General features: G+C 60.0%; 15 protein-coding genes. 7 read left to right on the top strand and 8 right to left on the bottom strand.

Going from position 1 to position 16,250, the window contains the following annotated elements; translation table 11 throughout:
* Positions 1-49 precede the first annotated feature (49 nt).
* Positions 50-3,667 (bottom strand): beta strand repeat-containing protein, encoded by a 3,618-nt coding sequence (locus B0D71_RS32090; protein WP_108724261.1) that lies wholly within the window; start codon positions 3,665-3,667, stop codon positions 50-52.
* 262 nt (positions 3,668-3,929) lie between these two features.
* Between B0D71_RS32090 and dusA the strand changes: the two genes are divergently transcribed.
* Both dusA and tal read left to right on the top strand, forming a co-directional pair.
* Positions 3,930-4,925, top strand: a complete 996-nt coding sequence (dusA, locus tag B0D71_RS12555) for a tRNA dihydrouridine(20/20a) synthase DusA (RefSeq protein WP_103395037.1) — start codon at positions 3,930-3,932, stop codon at positions 4,923-4,925.
* A gap of 178 nt (positions 4,926-5,103) precedes the next feature.
* Positions 5,104-6,030, top strand: a complete 927-nt coding sequence (gene tal, locus B0D71_RS12550) for a transaldolase (protein WP_103395036.1) — start codon at positions 5,104-5,106, stop codon at positions 6,028-6,030.
* A 126-nt stretch (positions 6,031-6,156) separates the two neighbouring features.
* Here tal and rssC read toward each other — a convergent pair whose 3' ends face one another.
* Complete coding sequence (gene rssC, locus B0D71_RS12545; RefSeq protein WP_007978612.1) at positions 6,157-6,639, bottom strand: anti-sigma factor antagonist RssC; 483 nt, start codon at positions 6,637-6,639, stop codon at positions 6,157-6,159.
* Positions 6,639-7,820 carry a two-component system response regulator RssB gene (gene rssB / locus B0D71_RS12540; RefSeq protein WP_103395035.1) on the bottom strand — a complete coding sequence of 394 codons (1,182 nt, stop codon included), beginning with the start codon at positions 7,818-7,820 and terminating at the stop codon, positions 6,639-6,641. Before rssB ends, rssC begins: the two co-directional genes overlap by 1 nt.
* 276 nt (positions 7,821-8,096) lie before the next feature.
* Here rssB and B0D71_RS12535 point away from each other — a divergent pair, with 276 nt between their 5' ends.
* Entirely contained in the window at positions 8,097-8,396 is a 300-nt protein-coding gene (locus tag B0D71_RS12535) for a PilZ domain-containing protein (RefSeq protein ID WP_103395034.1), read from the top strand.
* A gap of 60 nt (positions 8,397-8,456) precedes the next feature.
* Here B0D71_RS12535 and B0D71_RS12530 read toward each other — a convergent pair whose 3' ends face one another.
* Positions 8,457-9,146 (bottom strand): MlaA family lipoprotein, encoded by a 690-nt coding sequence (locus B0D71_RS12530; RefSeq protein WP_103395033.1) that lies wholly within the window; start codon positions 9,144-9,146, stop codon positions 8,457-8,459.
* A gap of 200 nt (positions 9,147-9,346) precedes the next feature.
* Between B0D71_RS12530 and B0D71_RS12525 the strand changes: the two genes are divergently transcribed.
* Both B0D71_RS12525 and B0D71_RS12520 read left to right on the top strand, forming a co-directional pair.
* Positions 9,347-9,967, top strand: a complete 621-nt coding sequence (locus B0D71_RS12525; RefSeq protein ID WP_103395032.1) for an HAD superfamily inactivated hydrolase PcrP — start codon at positions 9,347-9,349, stop codon at positions 9,965-9,967.
* A 109-nt stretch (positions 9,968-10,076) separates the two neighbouring features.
* Positions 10,077-10,340, top strand: coding sequence for a DUF4404 family protein (locus tag B0D71_RS12520; protein ID WP_103395031.1), 264 nt, complete (start codon positions 10,077-10,079; stop codon positions 10,338-10,340).
* A gap of 177 nt (positions 10,341-10,517) precedes the next feature.
* Here the strand turns inward: B0D71_RS12520 and queF are convergent, their stop codons facing one another.
* Positions 10,518-11,348: an NADPH-dependent 7-cyano-7-deazaguanine reductase QueF gene (gene queF / locus B0D71_RS12515; RefSeq protein ID WP_090454128.1), complete on the bottom strand. Its 831-nt coding sequence runs from the start codon at positions 11,346-11,348 to the stop codon at positions 10,518-10,520.
* Positions 11,349-11,409: 61 nt separating this feature from the next.
* Entirely contained in the window at positions 11,410-11,946 is a 537-nt protein-coding gene (gene copI / locus B0D71_RS12510) for a copper-resistant cuproprotein CopI (RefSeq protein WP_103395030.1), read from the bottom strand.
* Between the two features lie 155 nt (positions 11,947-12,101).
* Here copI and B0D71_RS12505 point away from each other — a divergent pair, with 155 nt between their 5' ends.
* Together B0D71_RS12505 and B0D71_RS12500 are read left to right on the top strand one after the other, a co-directional pair.
* Positions 12,102-12,782, top strand: coding sequence for a heavy metal response regulator transcription factor (locus B0D71_RS12505; RefSeq protein WP_007995297.1), 681 nt, complete (start codon positions 12,102-12,104; stop codon positions 12,780-12,782).
* Positions 12,782-14,131 carry a heavy metal sensor histidine kinase gene (locus B0D71_RS12500; protein ID WP_103395029.1) on the top strand — a complete coding sequence of 450 codons (1,350 nt, stop codon included), beginning with the start codon at positions 12,782-12,784 and terminating at the stop codon, positions 14,129-14,131. Before B0D71_RS12505 ends, B0D71_RS12500 begins: the two co-directional genes overlap by 1 nt.
* Positions 14,132-14,253: 122 nt before the next feature.
* On the opposite strand, the gene B0D71_RS12495 is transcribed toward B0D71_RS12500, so the two are convergent.
* Positions 14,254-15,498, bottom strand: a complete 1,245-nt coding sequence (locus tag B0D71_RS12495) for a lipoprotein-releasing ABC transporter permease subunit (RefSeq protein ID WP_103395028.1) — start codon at positions 15,496-15,498, stop codon at positions 14,254-14,256.
* A gap of 63 nt (positions 15,499-15,561) precedes the next feature.
* Complete coding sequence (lolD, locus tag B0D71_RS12490; protein ID WP_165798708.1) at positions 15,562-16,245, bottom strand: lipoprotein-releasing ABC transporter ATP-binding protein LolD; 684 nt, start codon at positions 16,243-16,245, stop codon at positions 15,562-15,564.
* Positions 16,246-16,250: the final 5 nt, after the last annotated feature.

The raw sequence follows: 16,250 nt of genomic DNA, 5'->3' as shown, positions 1-16,250 counted from the left end.
GTGCGCCCGACGATATTCGCCCCTTCCATAGAGCCCCAGCGACGCACCATCAGGCAATAATGTCTGTGTTAACGAGCGTCGCAACACCGACCAAGGAAATCTCGAACTCCGCCGCCGTGTCGGCATCGGTGCTGCCGAACAGGATGCCGCCGGCGAAGCGCACCTGTCCGGTCGCATTAGCACTGAAGGCGTTCGCCCCGATAAAACTGAAGGCATCATTGACGGCGGTGGCGACATTGGCGTCCAGGGTCGACAGGTCGATTTTGTCCCCCTCGGCGGTTTTGAAATCCCCGATCACATCGCGCAATGTGCCCAGGCCCATGTCACTCAAGGCATCGAAGTCGAAGCGGTCGGCTCCGACACCGCCAGTGAGCTGGTCAACCCCCGCCCCGCCGATCAGCAGGTCGTTACCGGCACCCCCATTGAGCACATCATTGCCCGCGCCCCCGATGAGGGTGTTGGCAGCCGTATTGCCCGTCAGGCTGTCGTTGAAATTGCTGCCGGTCAGGTTTTCGAAGGCCAGCAGCGTATCGCTACCCGAACCGCCGGTGGCCTGGGCGGTGGTGACCGCCAGGCTGGCAGTCACCGCGCTGGCGGCAAAGGTGTAGGACGCGGTATCGACACCATCGCCGCCATTGAGGATGTTGTTGCCGGCCCCGGCAAACAGCGTGTTGTTCAAGGTGTTGCCGGTACCGTTGGCGGCGGTGGTTGCCAGCAGGCGCAGGTTTTCCACGTTGGCGCCCAGGGTATAACCGGCCAGCGAGCTATAGACAGTGTCCGTACCGCCGGTGGCGGCAACCGCGTTGGTTTCACTGACCACATCGCCGATGTTATCGACAACGTAGATGTCCGAACCGTCGCCCCCCACCATTGTGTCTACGCCGGCACCGCCATCGAGGGAGTCATTGCCGGCAGCGCCATTGAGGGCATCGTTGCCCGCGCCGCCGCTGAGGGTATTGGCACCCGCGTTGCCGGTCAGGGTGTCGTTGAAGTTACTGCCCGCCAGGTTTTCGAAGGCCAGCAGCGTATCGCTGCCCGAGCCGCCCGTGGCCTGGGCGGTGGTGACCGCCAGACTGGCTACCACCCCACTGGCGGCAAAGGCATAAGACGCGGTATCGATGCCATCACTGCCATGGAGGATGTTGTTGCCGGCCCCGGCAAACAGCGTGTTGTTCAAGGTATTGCCGGTACCGTTGGCAGCGGTTGTAGCCATCAGGCGCAGGTTTTCCACGTTGGCGCCGAGGATATAGCCAGCCAGGGTGGTATAGACAGAATCCGTGCCGCCGGTAGCGGCAACAGCGTTGGTTTCACTGACCACATCACCGACGTTATCGACAATGTAAATGTCCGAACCGTCGCCACCGACCAGCGTGTCTGCACCGGCACCACCATCGAGAGTGTCATTGCCGGCGGCGCCATTGAGGACATCGTTGCCCGCGCCGCCACTGAGGGTATTGGCACCCGCATTGCCGGTCAGGGTGTCGTTGAAGTTACTGCCGGCCAGGTTCTCGAAGGCCAGCAGCGTATCGCTGCCCGAGCCCCCCGTTGCCTGGGCGGTCGTCACAGCCAGGCTGGCCACCACCGCACTGACAGCAAAGGCATAAGACGCGGTATCGATACCATCGCTGCCATTGAGGATGTTGTTGCCGGCCCCGGCAAACAGCGTGTTGTTAAGCGTATTGCCGGTGCCGTTTGCGGCGGTTGTGGCCAGCAGGCGCAGGTTTTCCACGTTGGCGCCCAGGGTATAGGCGGCCAGGGAGCTACTGACGGTATCCGTGCCACCGGTGGCGGCGACCGCATTGGTCTCACTGACCACATCGCCAATGTTATCGACAACGTAGGAGTCCGAACCGTCGCCACCCACCAGCGTGTCTACGCCAGCACCGCCATTGAGAGTGTCATTGCCCGCGCCCCCGTTGAGGGTGTTGGCGCCCGCATTGCCGGTCAGGGTGTCGTTGAAGTTACTGCCGGTCAGGTTCTCGAAGGCCAGCAGCGTATCGCTGCCGGAGCCACCGGTGGCCTGGGCTGTGGTAACAGCCAGGCTGACAGTCACCGCACTGGTGGCAAAAGCGTAGGAAGCGGTATCGACGCCAGCGCCACCATTGAGGACGTTGTTGCCGGCACCGGCGAAGATCGTGTTGTTCAAGGCATTGCCGGTACCGTTCGCGGCAGTCGTTGCCAGCAGGCGCAGGTTTTCCACGTTGGCGCCGAGGATGTTCGTCGCCAGGAGACTGTTGACGGTATCAATGCCACCGGTAGCCGCAACGGCGTTGGTTTCGCTGACGACATCGAACAGGTTGTCGACGAAGTAGGTGTCGGAGCCGTCGCCACCGGTCATCCGGTCTGCGCCGCCACCGCCGTTGAGGGTGTCGTTGCCAGCGTCGCCGTTGAGATGGTCGTTTGCACTGCCGCCGATAAGAGTGTCGTCACCCGCACCGGCATCGATGACTACGCTTCCCACACCCGCCCAGGTCAGCACGTTGGCCGCGGCATCGCCCGACAGGCCGGTCACTTTGTTGCCGCTTGCATCGAACCTCTGGAAGTACGTGCCGAAACTTGCCCCGTCCTGGCCAATCGACTCCCAGGCAACCACATAACCACCATCAGCCAGCGTGGTCATCCGCGAGATGACCTGGTCGCCCGCCACCGTCGTATTGACCCGGGTTTCCGCACCGACCGCAACGCCACTGGCATTAAAACGCTGGGTGAAAACGCCGGAGGCGTCACCTGGGCCGTTACCCACCCAAGTGACCACGTAGCCACCATCGAACATTGCCGAGACGTGAGCCTCTCCCTGAGAACCAGTGGTTGTGGTATTGACCCGGGTCTGGGCACCGATCTTGCCACCTGCGGAGTTATAGAGCTGGGAAAATACGTCTCTTTGTTCCACTCCGGTAACCGTATTAGGGTAAGACTCCCAGACGAGCAGGTAATTGCCGTTGGCCTGCACAGCGACCATATGCTCGGATTGGATTTCCGCAGAGGGTGTGTTGACCAGGGTTTCCACACCGACCTTGGCGCCAGCCGCGTTAAAGCGCTGGGTGAAGATGCCGTAGTCATCTCCCGGCCCACTCCCCTCCCACACCGCCAGGTAACCACCGTCGGGAACACCGAAAATCTGAGGAAAATCCTGAGGCCCGACGGTGGTGGTGTTGATGTGAACTTCCCCACCAACCTTGACCCCGCTGGCATTGAAGCGCTGCAGATAAGACCCGAAGTCGCCAGCGGTTTCCTCTGCCCCCCAGGTCACCACATAACCACCGTCGGCCAGGGCGGTAATTTCAGGGGAGTCGCGAGAGCCTGCCGTGGTTGTATTGACAACAGTTTCGCCACCGACCTTGGCCCCGCTGACGCTGTACTGCTGGGTAAAGATGCACTGCAGCCCCCCGGTATTAAGGCCGGACCAGGTCACAACGTAACCGCCATTAAGCAACCCGACCACCGAAGGCTGATTCTGCTCGCCCGCAAGCGTGGTGTTGACCAGCGTCTCGCCCCCCACCTTGGCACCGCTGGCGTTATAGCGCTGGGTAAATATTCCAGTGGCATCGCCAAGACCATTGCCATGCCAGGCGATGACAAAACCACCATCGATCAACCCGTAGATATTCGGATCTTCCTGATCGCCTAGAGTCGTGGTGTTAATCAGAGTTTCACCAAAATTTGGCATGGCACACTCCTTCTGCAAGGGGACGAGGCAAGACAGGAAGATTTAAGAGTCTGAGAATAGATCCGCGCCATCAAAATGCTAGCGCGTCCGTCGGACGTGTAGCCGTTTTGTAAGCGATTCGGGGAAACGGAATTTTGCAGCGGCGCATTCCGGCAAGGCTATCGTGCAAGTAAGCAACGCAACGCCATTCCCTATTGCGCCTTGATTTGCCCAATCCTGATAAACTCCCCCACCTCCCAGCCTCACCGATTCCAGATCCCCAATGTCCGCAGCCAACGCTACACCCGCCCCGCTCTCCCGCCGGTTTTCCGTCGCACCCATGATGGATTGGACCGACCGCCACTGCCGCTTTTTCCTGCGCTTGCTGTCGAAAAACGCCCTGCTCTACACCGAAATGGTCACCACCGGTGCCCTGCTCAATGGTGATCACGAGCGTTTCCTGCGGCATAACGAGGCTGAGCATCCGCTGGCGTTGCAGCTTGGCGGCAGCGTGCCGCTGGACCTGGCGGCGTGTGCGCGCATGGCACAGGAGCATGGTTACGACGAGGTGAACCTGAATGTCGGCTGCCCGAGTGATCGGGTGCAGAACAATATGATCGGCGCGTGCCTGATGGGGCATCCGCAGTTGGTGGCCGATTGTGTGAAGGCGATGCGTGATGCGGTGTCGATTCCGGTGACGGTCAAGCATCGGATCGGGATCAATGGGCGGGACAGTTACGAGGAGTTGTGTGATTTCGTCGGTACGGTGAGGGATGCCGGCTGTACCAGTTTTACCGTACACGCGCGGATTGCGATTCTGGAGGGTTTGTCGCCGAAGGAGAACCGCGACATTCCGCCCCTGCGCTACGACGTGGCAGCACGGTTGAAGGCGGATTTTCCGGAGCTGGAGATCATTCTCAACGGCGGGATCAAGACGCTGGAGGCCTGCCACGAGCATTTGCAGACCTTCGACGGCGTGATGTTGGGCCGCGAGGCGTATCACAACCCTTATGTGATGGCCGAAGTGGATCAACAGCTGTTTGGCAGCACGGTACCGGTGATCAGCCGCGCCGAGGCACTGGCGCAGTTGCGGCCTTATATTGCGGCGCATATCGATGCCGGTGGTTCGATGCACCACATCACCCGACATGTACTGGGCCTGGGCACAGGGTTTCCGGGGGCGCGCAAGTTCCGGCAGCTGCTGTCGGTGGATATTCACAAGGCGAAAGATCCGTTGGCGCTGCTGGATCAGGCGGCGGCGTTGCTTGAAGGGCGTTAACGCTCGGTCGTGTTGAACCTGTGGGGCGTTTCGGCATCGAATTCTTCGATACCGCGCCCCGCCTTTCAAACAGCCGTTTTCAGGTTGTTGCCGCAGGGGCCATCGATACACGTACGCGCCCTTGAGTGGCTGTCAGCGCTCGGGTAATGTCATCAGACCCATAGGACAGAGCACGCCCATGACTTCCAAGCTGGAACAACTCAAACAAATGACAACCGTGGTTGCCGATACCGGCGACTTCGAAGCGATCGCTCGCGTGAAACCGGTGGACGCTACCACCAACCCTTCCCTGCTGCTCAAGGCCGCGGCCATTCCCGCGTATGCCGAGCTGCTGAACGCCAGCGTCAACGACTGCAAGGGCGATGTGGGCCTGGCCAGCGACCGTTTTGGCGTGGCGGTGGGGCAAGAAATCCTCAAAGTGATCCCGGGCCGCATTTCCACCGAAGTGGATGCGCGCCTGTCGTTCGATACTGACGCCATGTTGAAGCGTGCGCATCGCCTGATCGAGCTGTACGACAAGGCCGGTATTGGCCGCGAGCGCGTGCTGATCAAGATCGCGTCCACCTGGGAAGGCATCCGCGCTGCCGAGATCCTGGAAAAGGAAGGCATCCAGACCAACCTGACGCTTCTGTTCTCCTTCGCTCAGGCCGCCGCTTGTGCCGATGCCGGGGTGTTCCTGATTTCGCCGTTCGTGGGCCGTATCTATGACTGGTACAAAAAAGCCAACGGCAACGACTACACCGGCGCGGATGATCCGGGCGTGCAGTCGGTGACGCGCATCTACAACTACTACAAGGCCAATGACTACAAGACCGTGGTCATGGGGGCGAGCTTCCGCAACCTGAGCCAGATCGAGCAACTGGCCGGCTGCGACCGCCTGACCATCAGCCCGGACCTGATCGACAAACTGGCAGCGGATACCGGCAAGCTGGAGCGCAAACTCGCGCCGGGCCATGCCGGTGAAGCGCGCCTGAGCCTCAACGAATCGCAGTTCCGCTGGCTGTCCAACGAAGATGCGATGGCGACCGAGAAACTGGCTGAAGGTATTCGTCAGTTCGCGCGGGATCAGGAGAAGCTTGAGGCGTTGTTGCAGGCCAAGCTGTGATCTGAGCGGGTGTAATGCAAAAAGGGCGAACCTTCACAGGTTCGCCCTTTTTGTTTGGTGACTGTCAGGACGCCATCGCGAGCTTGCTCGCGATGAGGCCAGCCAAGGCCACATCAACTCAGGGGATCAGTGCCGCTCCAGCGCATTCACCAGGTCATGGAAGGCTTCACGATTGGTATCGTTCAGGCCCATGAGGATCTTGTGCGCTTCGAGCACTTTGATCCGCACCACTTCTTCTGACTGATCCTGGTCTGGCAGGTCGTCCAGGCATTCCGGGCATGGCACCGGCTTGTCGACGATATTGAAGACCTGCTCGAAGCCCATGGACTGCAGCAGCCGCGTGATGTCTTCGTGGGTGGTGACGACGGTCGGCAGCAGGCCGACTTTCTGCCGCGAGAGGATAGACAGCTTGGCCAGCAGGCCAAGCGTGGTGCTGTCGATGCTGCGGGTTTCGGTCAGATCGATCACGATCGCATTGAAATTCAACGCGCTGAAGATCCGCTCAATAGTCGCATCCAACGCCGAACACAGGGTCAGGCGAACTTCACCGACGAACTTCAGGACGAAGGTGCCATCCTGCTCGGCGAACTGGATTCTACCGGTACTCATCAAAGATTCCTGCTCAACACCAACAGGGCGATATCATCCGGCATCTCCCCTAGCGTGGCCAATCCAAAAACCTGCCGCAGCCCATCCAGGGTGCCGCCCGCAGCCTTGACCCGTTGGGGCAATGCCGCTTCTTTTTCTTTGAGTGTGGGTTCTGGCAAAAGATCCAGAATGCCATCAGACATCAGCGTCAGGCTGAAGGTCGGCGGCAGCTCCAGCACATGGTCTTCGTAGGTGGCTTCGTTGAAGAGGCCCACCGGCAGACCACGCCCTTCCAGATAACGAACACTGTCTGGCGTGTACAACACTGGCAACGGCAAATGACCGCCGATGCTATAGGTCAACAAACCGGTCTCCTCGTCGATGACTCCACCGACCATTGTGACGTGTTTACCCAGCTTACAACTGATCAGGCCCCGGTTGATATGACCAAGAACCTCTGAAGGCTTGAATTCCGGCAAAGTGCCGCTGCGCTTGGATTCGAACAGCAAGCGCGTGGTCATGAACTTCAACAGCACGGTGACGAAGGCTGAAGAGGCGCCATGACCGGAAACGTCCGCCAGGTAGAACGCTACCCGACGCTCGTCGACGCGAAAGTAGTCGACGAAATCACCCGACAGGTACAGCGACGGGATGATCTGGTGAGCAAATTTGAACTCGTCGATGGTCCAGGGACTGACCGGCAGCATGTTCATCTGCACCTGGCGACCGGCGTTCTGGTCTTCCTGGAGCAGGTTCAGGCTGGCCTCGAGCTCGCGGTTGGCCTTTTCCAGCTTCTCGCGGTAGCGCTGGTTCTCCAGCAGCAGGCGCGCACGATCCAGGGCCCGGCGCACGGAGTGCTCGAGCACAGCCAGATCTTCGAGAGGCTTGATCAGATAGTCCGCCGCGCCCAGGCGCAGGGCTTCGACCGCGTCGTTCATCACGCCCGCACCCGACACCACAATCACCGGCGTTTGCGGCGCCAGGTCGGTCACCTGGCGGATAAGTTCGAGTCCGCCCATCTGCGGCATGCGCAGATCGCAGATGACCAAGTCGGGCTTGTCTTGCTCGAATACCTGAAGACCCTGCTGACCATTGCTGGCCTGCAGGACGCTGAAACCACTGTCTTCCAAATAGGCGGCGAGGCTCGCGCGCACTACTTCGTCATCATCGATTATCAGCAGCGTGGCACTGGTTTTTGGCATGTGGGCAAACGGCGCCAGAATTAGGTTGGCGTAGCAGGCGGGGAATTTGACCCGGCGCTGACTACTGGATTCGCTTTCTAGCCTCTCTGACGCACCGCATTCGGGCATTTGCCCTACACACATGTACACCAGAGGTGCCCTTCTAAGGCGCAGACGGTACTCCCATCCGCGGGGCGTTTCAAGCTCACGCCGATGGTCGCTTGACGTCTTTACTTGTCAAATCACCGAGAGTTATAAGAACAGTCAAATCTGAAACCCAATGGAAGGATCTAACCCATGAGCCAAACCGCTCGGGACTACAGCGAAAAGCGTGATTTCATCCGCATGCGAGTCGATGCCGAGGTGTCGCTGATTCATGAGGGGGATCTGGTGCCCGCCGTCTGCATTGACCTTTCCAGCAGTCGTATGCAGCTCCAGGCGCCTCGTTTGCTCAAGGTCGGCGACCGGCTCAATGTGCGGATCGATTCCGATCATGCTGCCCTCAAAGGCCTTGAAGCCGACACCGAAGTGGTGTGGGTAAAGGAACAGGACGGTGGCACCCAGAAACTCGGCCTTACAATCCTGAAGATGAAGTAAACCCATCGCTAATAAAAAAGGCGGCCTAGAGGGCCGCCTTTTTCAGTTTACCGGTCGACGTTAAAAATCGTCTTCAACCTGACCGTCTTTCACCTTGAATTCACGGTTCTGCAAGTACGCATTACGGATGAAGGTGTACTTGTCGCCAGTGATCAGTTTCTCGCTCGACAGCAGGTTGGCACGGGTATCGATGATGTCCAGGGCGTAGAACGAGTTACGCACAGGCACGTCGTCTACGTAACGATACGCGCCGGTATAGCTGTCGACGAACTTGGCAGGCGCATCACGCAAGGTGCTTGGCCCCAGCAGTGGCAGCATCAAGTAAGGGCCGCTACCGACACCCCAGTAACCGAGCGTCTGACCGAAGTCTTCGTCATTGCGCTGCAGGCCCATTTTGGTGCCGACATCAATCACGCCCAGCAAGCCGAAGGTGGTGTTGAAAATGATTCGTGCAGTATCAACGCCTGCGGCACGAGGTTTGGCCTGCAGGATATCGTTGGCCAGGTTGCGCACATCACCGATGTTGCGGAAGAAGTTATGAACACCGACTTCGACAAATTGCGGCGTCACATACTGGTAGCCCTGGGCCAGTGGCTTCAGCGCGTAGGTGTCGATCACGTCGTTGAACTTGTAAATCGGGCGATTGATGCTTTCCCAAGGATCATCTTCCGTGGCTGCCTGGGCAACGAACGGGACCAGCATCACACTGGCGCATACACAAATCCTGGCTAGATGATTGCTCCAGCGCATAGAAAAAACTCCTTGGTTTGTACCGGCTCGGGCGCTTGCCCCGGGCAATAAGTGGGCAAGTATAAGACGTAAACGCCGTTTAAGGCACTTTGCACTAAACCCGCGCCACAGGAATCGTGCCAATTGTGAGCCATTCACATCCATGTCACTCAAGTGTCACCGTCACCCGCTAGCCTTCAGACTATTTCAGGGACGTCCATATGCCGCTCGCCGAAGCCTTGCCCCAAACCGCACCCAGCCTGACTGCCGTACTGTTCGGTCTCAGTGGCTGCCTGGTGGATTTCGGCGCACACACGCACCGGCACGGCAGCCACTCAGCCGAACACGCCGAGGCCACGCCCGGCGCACTCGATAGCCTGCGCAGCTTGCAGCGCCAGCAAATACCCTGCGCCTGGCTCGATGAACTGCCCCCTGCCCTCAGCCAATCCCTGGCCGCTGCGCTGCCGGAATGGATCAAACCTTCGCAATATCCAGCAACAAACAATCCATGGCCCGCCCCGAATGCCTGCTGGCAAGCCTTGATGACTCTGAACGTCGCACGACTCGACGGCTGTGTACTGGTGAGCGGCGAGCCCCGCCTGCTGCAAGCGGGGCTCAATGCCGGGTTGTGGACCATCGGCCTGGCGTCCTGCGGCTCGCTGTGCGGGTTGACGCCCCGGCAATGGCAAACGTTGACCCAGCAGGAGCGCGACATCAAACGCGCCAGGGCCACGATGCAATTGTTCGGTCTGGGCGTGCACTCGGTGATCGATCACCTCGGTGAACTCGATACCTGCCTGGCCGATATCAGCTTGCGTCGGCTCAAGGGCGAAAAGCCCTGATCGAGATCATGCACGTTGCGCGCGAGTGGATTAATCTAAAGGTCAGCCATCGACCTTTGGCCTCTCGCCATGGTCTATGCCAGTGCCTATCGATATAAGGAAGAACGCCATGCCTGCCCGCGAACTGCAAGAACAGCTCAATGCCCTGCGCGAGCAACTGGAACAGAATCCTCCGTTGTCTGAAGCAGAGCGCGCCGAACTGCACGAGCTCATGCAGCAGATTGAATTGAAGCTTGAGCTTGAAACCAAAACCCAAGACTCCAGCCTCGCCGACGGCGTCAACCTGGCCGTTGAGCGCTTTGAAGTCGATCACCCCGCCATCGCTGGCACCTTGCGCAACATCGTGAATGCCTTGGTCAGCATGGGAGTCTGACGCCCCTACCCTGAATGAAAAAAAGCCCTGCTATCGCTAGCAGGGCTTTTTCGTTTCTACGACTGGCAATGCAGCCCCTTGTGGGAGCGAGCCTGCTCGCGAAGGCGTCATGACATTCAGCATCGATGGTGACTGACACACCGCTTTCGCGAGCAGGCTCGCTCTTACAGGGTTACGTTACTGACGGACCAGGCGATGGTTCGGCAGTTGCACTTCTTCAGTACTGCGATACGGGTTGATATCCAGCCCGCCACGACGCACATACCGCGCATACACCGTCAGTTTCTCCGGCTTCAACAACCGCTGCAGGTCGAGGAAGATCCGCTCCACACACTGCTCATGGAAGTCCGAATGCTGACGGAAGCTGACGATGTATTCGAGCAAGCTCGCGTGATCCAGCGCCGCACCGCGGTACTCCACCGCCACGCTGCCCCAGTCCGGCTGGCTGGTGACCGGGCAGTTGGACTTGAGCAAATGGCTGTGCACGCTCTCCTCGACAATGCGCGAATCATCGCAACGCAGCAGTTCCGGCCGCGGGTGCTCGTAGTTGCTGACGCTGATATCCAGCTCATCGATGCACACGCCCGGCAAGGCCACGACGCCTTCGCTTTCAACTTCCTTGAGACTGCGGATGCGCACGCCCACCGGCTTGCCGGCAGCCGCCGACAGGTCCTTGGCCAGCGTGGCTTCAAGGCTCGCAGTGTCGGCAAACGGGGTCTGGTTCAAGGAGTTGAGGTACAGCTTGAACGACTTCGATTCGATGATGTTCGGCGAATCCGCCGGAATACTGAATTCGCCGATCGCCACCACGGGCTTGCCCGACGGCAGCAGCCAGGACAGTTCGAAGCAGTTCCAGAAGTCCACGCCTTTGTACGGCAGGGTTTGCGCCGTCAGGCCCAGCTCCGCCCACTTCGCGGTGCGCGGGATCGGGAACAGCAGGGACGGCGTATAGGTGGCGATGTATTCGCTGGACTTGCCCAGCGGCGAGTGTTCGGCTGCGGGATGCATGGCGGAAACCTGACTGAAGAATCAGCAGATTCTATCAGCCTTTGCTCCCGCCTTTGAGTGCTTACTGACTGACAGTCAGTTTGCCGACCATGCCGGCCTGGTAATGGCCAGGGATGCTGCAGGCAAACTCCAGGTTGGTGGCCTTGCTGAAGGTCCAGGTCAGCTCGGCGGTTTTGCCCGGCTCCACCAGCACGCTGTTGGGGTCGTCATGCTTCATGCCGTGGTCCATTTTGCTGTGATCCATGCCGGCCATATTGCCGTGATCCATGGCCTTCATGCCGGTGGGCGTCAGCATGCCACTCTGTTGCATCTGCAACATTTCCTGCTGGTGTCTGGCGTGCATCGCCGCATCCCCCAGGTTGAACTCATGCAACAACTGGCCTTTATTGACCAGCACGAAGCGCACGGTTTCCCCGGCCTTGATATCGATGGCTTTCGGCGTGAAGGACATGTCACCCATGACCACCTCGACGCTGCGGGTCGCCTGGTCCGCCGGGGCCGGCTGGCCGAAATCGTAGGTATGCCCGGCGTCCGCCCAAACGGGTGAGCTCAGCGCCAGCAAACACACGATTTGTGCCACGGATTTGCGTAAAAACATCGTCGTACTCCAACAAGATAAGGCTCAGCATGCGCAAAACTCTAAACTGCTGCCACTGCCCATAACCTGACAGCCAGATTACAACTTCGTCAGGTTGACCTCTATGAACGCTGCCCACGGTATAAAGCGTTCGTACCATTTGCCAAGAGTCGCCCATGAAACTGCTGATCGTCGAAGACCAACCGAAAACCGGCCATTACCTGCGCCAGGGCCTGGCCGAGGCCGGGTTCAACACGGAACTGGTGGCCGACGGCAACACCGGTCAGCAATTGGCCCTCAGCGGTGAGTATGCCCTGCTGATTCTTGATGTGATGCTGCCAGGTCGTGATGGCTGGCAGATTCTGCAAGCGGTGCGCAGCGCCGGCCTGGACACGCCGGTACTGTTCCTGACCGCCCGCGACGCCGTGGAGGACAGGGTTCACGGCCTCGAACTGGGCGCCGACGATTATCTGGTCAAGCCATTTGCCTTCTCCGAACTGCTGGCCCGGGTCCGCAGTCTGTTGCGTCGCGGCAGCGCCACGCCTCAGGAGACAAGCCTGCAACTGGCCGATTTGCGCCTGGACCTGATCCGTCGCCGGGTCGAACGCAGCGGCCAGCGTATCGACCTGACCGCCAAGGAATTCGCCCTGCTGGAAATGCTCCTGCGCCGCCAGGGCGAAGTCCTGCCCAAGTCGCTGATTGCGTCCCAGGTCTGGGACATGAATTTCGACAGTGACACCAATGTCATCGAAGTGGCGATCCGTCGCCTGCGCCTGAAGATCGACGATGAATTCCCCAACAAACTGATTCACACCGTGCGCGGCATGGGTTACGTCCTTGAAGAGCGCCCCGCCTGATGCGCCGACTGTCCTTAAGCAACCGCCTGGCGCTGTTGTTTGCCGCCTGCACCGCCGTGGTGTCGTTGTTCGCCGGAGTGCTGTTCAGCCGCGCCAGCGAGGCGCACTTCATTGAGCTCGACCAGCAACTGCTGGACGGCAAGTTGATTGGCTTGCGTCGGGCCCTGCACGACTATCAGTCGAGTGACAGCGAGGCGAAGCTGGCGGAGGAACTGAGCCGGCAGGCTGACCTTTCCCTGCGAATCACCGGCAGCGACGGCCAGCGCTGGTATGACAGCTCGACCAACATTCCGCAGGCATTGCCGCGCCGGCCCGGATTGTCGACGGTGAGCCATGAAGGCACGGATTACCGCGTACTGAATGCGCCGCTTTTTGCGAACAAACCCGATTCGCCACAACTGACCCTGTTGCTGGACATCACCCACCACCAGCACTTTCTGCAACGCATGCAGCATTTGATCTGGCTGACCGTCGGCCTGTCAGCCCTGGCCACCGCGCTGCTGGGCGCCTGGGCGGCACGCAGCGGCTTGCGCCCGTTGCGGCGCATCAGCGCGGTGGCCAGCGGTGTTTCCGCGCAATCGCTGAACTCGCGGCTGCCTGAAGAAAACATGCCGCCGGAACTGGCGGAAATGGCCCACAACTTCAACGCCATGCTCGGACGCCTCGACGACTCGTTTCAGCGTCTGTCCGCGTTCTCCGCCGATATTGCCCATGAACTGCGTACGCCACTGTCGAACCTGCTAACCCACACGCAGGTCACCCTCACCCGCCCCCGCCCGATCGAGGACTATCGCGAAGCATTGCACAGCAATCTCGAGGAGCTGCAATGGATGGCGCAACTGGTCAATGACATGCTCTATCTGGCCAAGGCTGACCATGGACTGCTGATCCCCAAACGCGAGCCATTGGAACTGGGACAGGAAACGGATCTGCTTCTGGAGTTTTTTGCACCATTGGCGGAAGACGCCCGGGTCACGCTCACCCGTGAAGGCCCGGGTCGCATAGAGGGTGATCGCAGCATGTTGCGGCGGGCGTTGTCGAACCTGCTGGACAACGCGCTGCGCTTCACCCCGACCGAGGGCGAGGTTCGGGTGCGAATCGTCGATCAGCCAAAACAGTTGCGCCTGACCGTTGAAAACACGGGCCAACAGATTTCAGAAGATCTATTGCCGCGCCTGTTTGACCGGTTTTACCGGGCCGATCCAGCGCGCCGTGAAGGCAGCAGTGAACATGCCGGATTGGGACTGGCGATCACCCAGTCGATCATCCGTGCCCATGGCGGGCAGATTCGTTGTGAATCGGAGAAGGGGTGGACCAGATTTGTGATTGAGTTACCAAAAAGAGATTGAGGCCAGTAGTTCGGGCCCCCTCGCGAGCAAGCTCGCTCCCACAGGGTTTTGTGGCGTTCACATAATCTGTGTACGACGCAGATCCCTGTGTGCGAGCTTGCTCGCGATGGCGGTGTTACGGGTTACGAATATCTCAGTGCATGAGCCGGCTCGATCTTCGCCGCCCGCCATGCCGGGTAAACGGTAGCCAGGAAGCTCAAGACAAATCCCGCCGTGCAGATCAACGCCACGTCCCCGCCTTGCAGTTCGGACGGCAGGTTGCTGACGAAATACACATCGGAACTGAAGATATGCTGCCCGCTGACTCGCTCGATCCAGCCTACGATCTGGCTGACGTTCAGCGCGGCAATCACGCCCAACACACCGCCAATCAAGGTGCCGACGATGCCGATCACCGTGCCCTGCACCACGAAGATCGCCATGATCTGCCGTGGCGTGGCGCCGATGGTACGCAGGATCGCGATGTCCGCGCCCTTGTCGTTCACCACCATGATCAGGGTCGCGATGATGTTGAACGCCGCCACCGCGACGATCATCAGCAATAGCAGGCCAATCATGGTTTTTTCCATCTTCATGGCGCTGAACAGGCTGCCCTGGGTGTGGGTCCAGTCATCAGCCTTGTAGGCGGCGCCCAGCCCCGTGGCGATGTCGCTCGACACTTGCGGCGCGGCGTACAGATCCTTCACCGCCAGGCGCACGCTCTGCACCTGATTCTGCTCCCAGTGCTGCATCTGCGCGGCATCGGCCATGTGGATCAGCGCCATCGAGCCATCCAGCTCGGCGCCGACCTTGAACACCCCGACCACATTCAGCCGTTGCATGCGCGGGGTAATGCCGCCCGGCGCATTGCTGATTTCCGGCACGATCAGGGTGATCTTGTCGCCGACGTTCAAGCGGAAGCGGCGCGCCGTGATCTCGCCGATCACCACGCCGAATTCGCCAGGTTTCAAGGCTTCGAGACTGCCCTGGACGATGTGCTTGGCGACGATCGACACCTGGCCTTCCAGCGCCGGATCGACACCGCTGACCTGGATAGGCTGCATCGTACCCTTGTAGGACAGCATGCCTTCCATCTCGGTGAACGGCACCGCCGCCGTCACTTCCGGGTTTTTCATCGCGGCGGCTGCCACGGGCTTCCAGTCGTCAATCGGGTTGACGCCGACGATGGTGGCGTGGGGCACCATGCCGAGGATGCGCGAGCTCATTTCACGCTGGAAGCCGTTCATCACCGACAGCACCACGATCATCGCCAGCACGCCCAGGGCGAGGCCGATCATCGAGGTCATCGAGATGAAGGAGACAAAGCGATTGCGGCGCTTGGCGCGGGTATAGCGCGTGCCGATAAAGATCGATAACGGTCTGAACATTCGCTGGGGCACCGTATAAAAATAAAAGACCCGACGCCTTTTCAGGCATCGGGTTTCAGCCAGTCAGATGGCCGTGAGGCAACCTTCCTGCAAGTGCAGGACGCGATCCATCTGGCGGGCCAGGTTCATGTCGTGGGTCACCACCAGGAACGCCGTGCGCATCGAGGTGCTGAGTTCCAGCATCAAGTCCTGAATGCCCTGGGCAGTGTGGGAATCGAGGTTGCCGGTCGGTTCGTCGAGCATCACCAGGCCTGGATTGTTGACCAGGGCGCGGGCGATGGCCACGCGCTGACGCTCACCACCGGACAATTCGGCCGGCTTGTGCTCCAGGCGATGGCCCAGCCCTACCCGCTCCAGCAACGCCGTGGCACGCTGGCGTGCTTCCGGGATCGCGGTCTTGCCGATCAGCAGCGGCATGCAGACGTTTTCCAGGGCGGTGAATTCCGGCAGCAGGTGGTGAAACTGATACACGAAGCCGAGGGCGCGATTGCGCAGCAGGCCGCGCTTCTTCTCGCTCAACGCCGACAGTTCTTCGCCGTCGAGCCAGACGCTGCCCTTGGTCGGCGTATCGAGGCCACCCAACAAGTTGAGCAAAGTACTTTTACCCGAACCCGACTTGCCGACAATCGCCACTCGCTCTCCCGGGTGCAACTCCAGTTGCAGGCCGGCCAACACTTCCACCGACTCCGGGCCTTCCTCGTAGGACTTGCCCAGGCTGCGGCAGCTCAAGATTGCTTTATCACTCATGCCCG

The sequence above is a fragment of the Pseudomonas laurylsulfativorans genome (assembly GCF_002906155.1).
In the GTDB taxonomy this organism is placed as follows: domain Bacteria; phylum Pseudomonadota; class Gammaproteobacteria; order Pseudomonadales; family Pseudomonadaceae; genus Aquipseudomonas; species Aquipseudomonas laurylsulfativorans.
The sequence above is the reverse complement of the archived record's forward strand: the minus strand, read 5'-3'. Positions and strand labels throughout refer to the sequence as shown.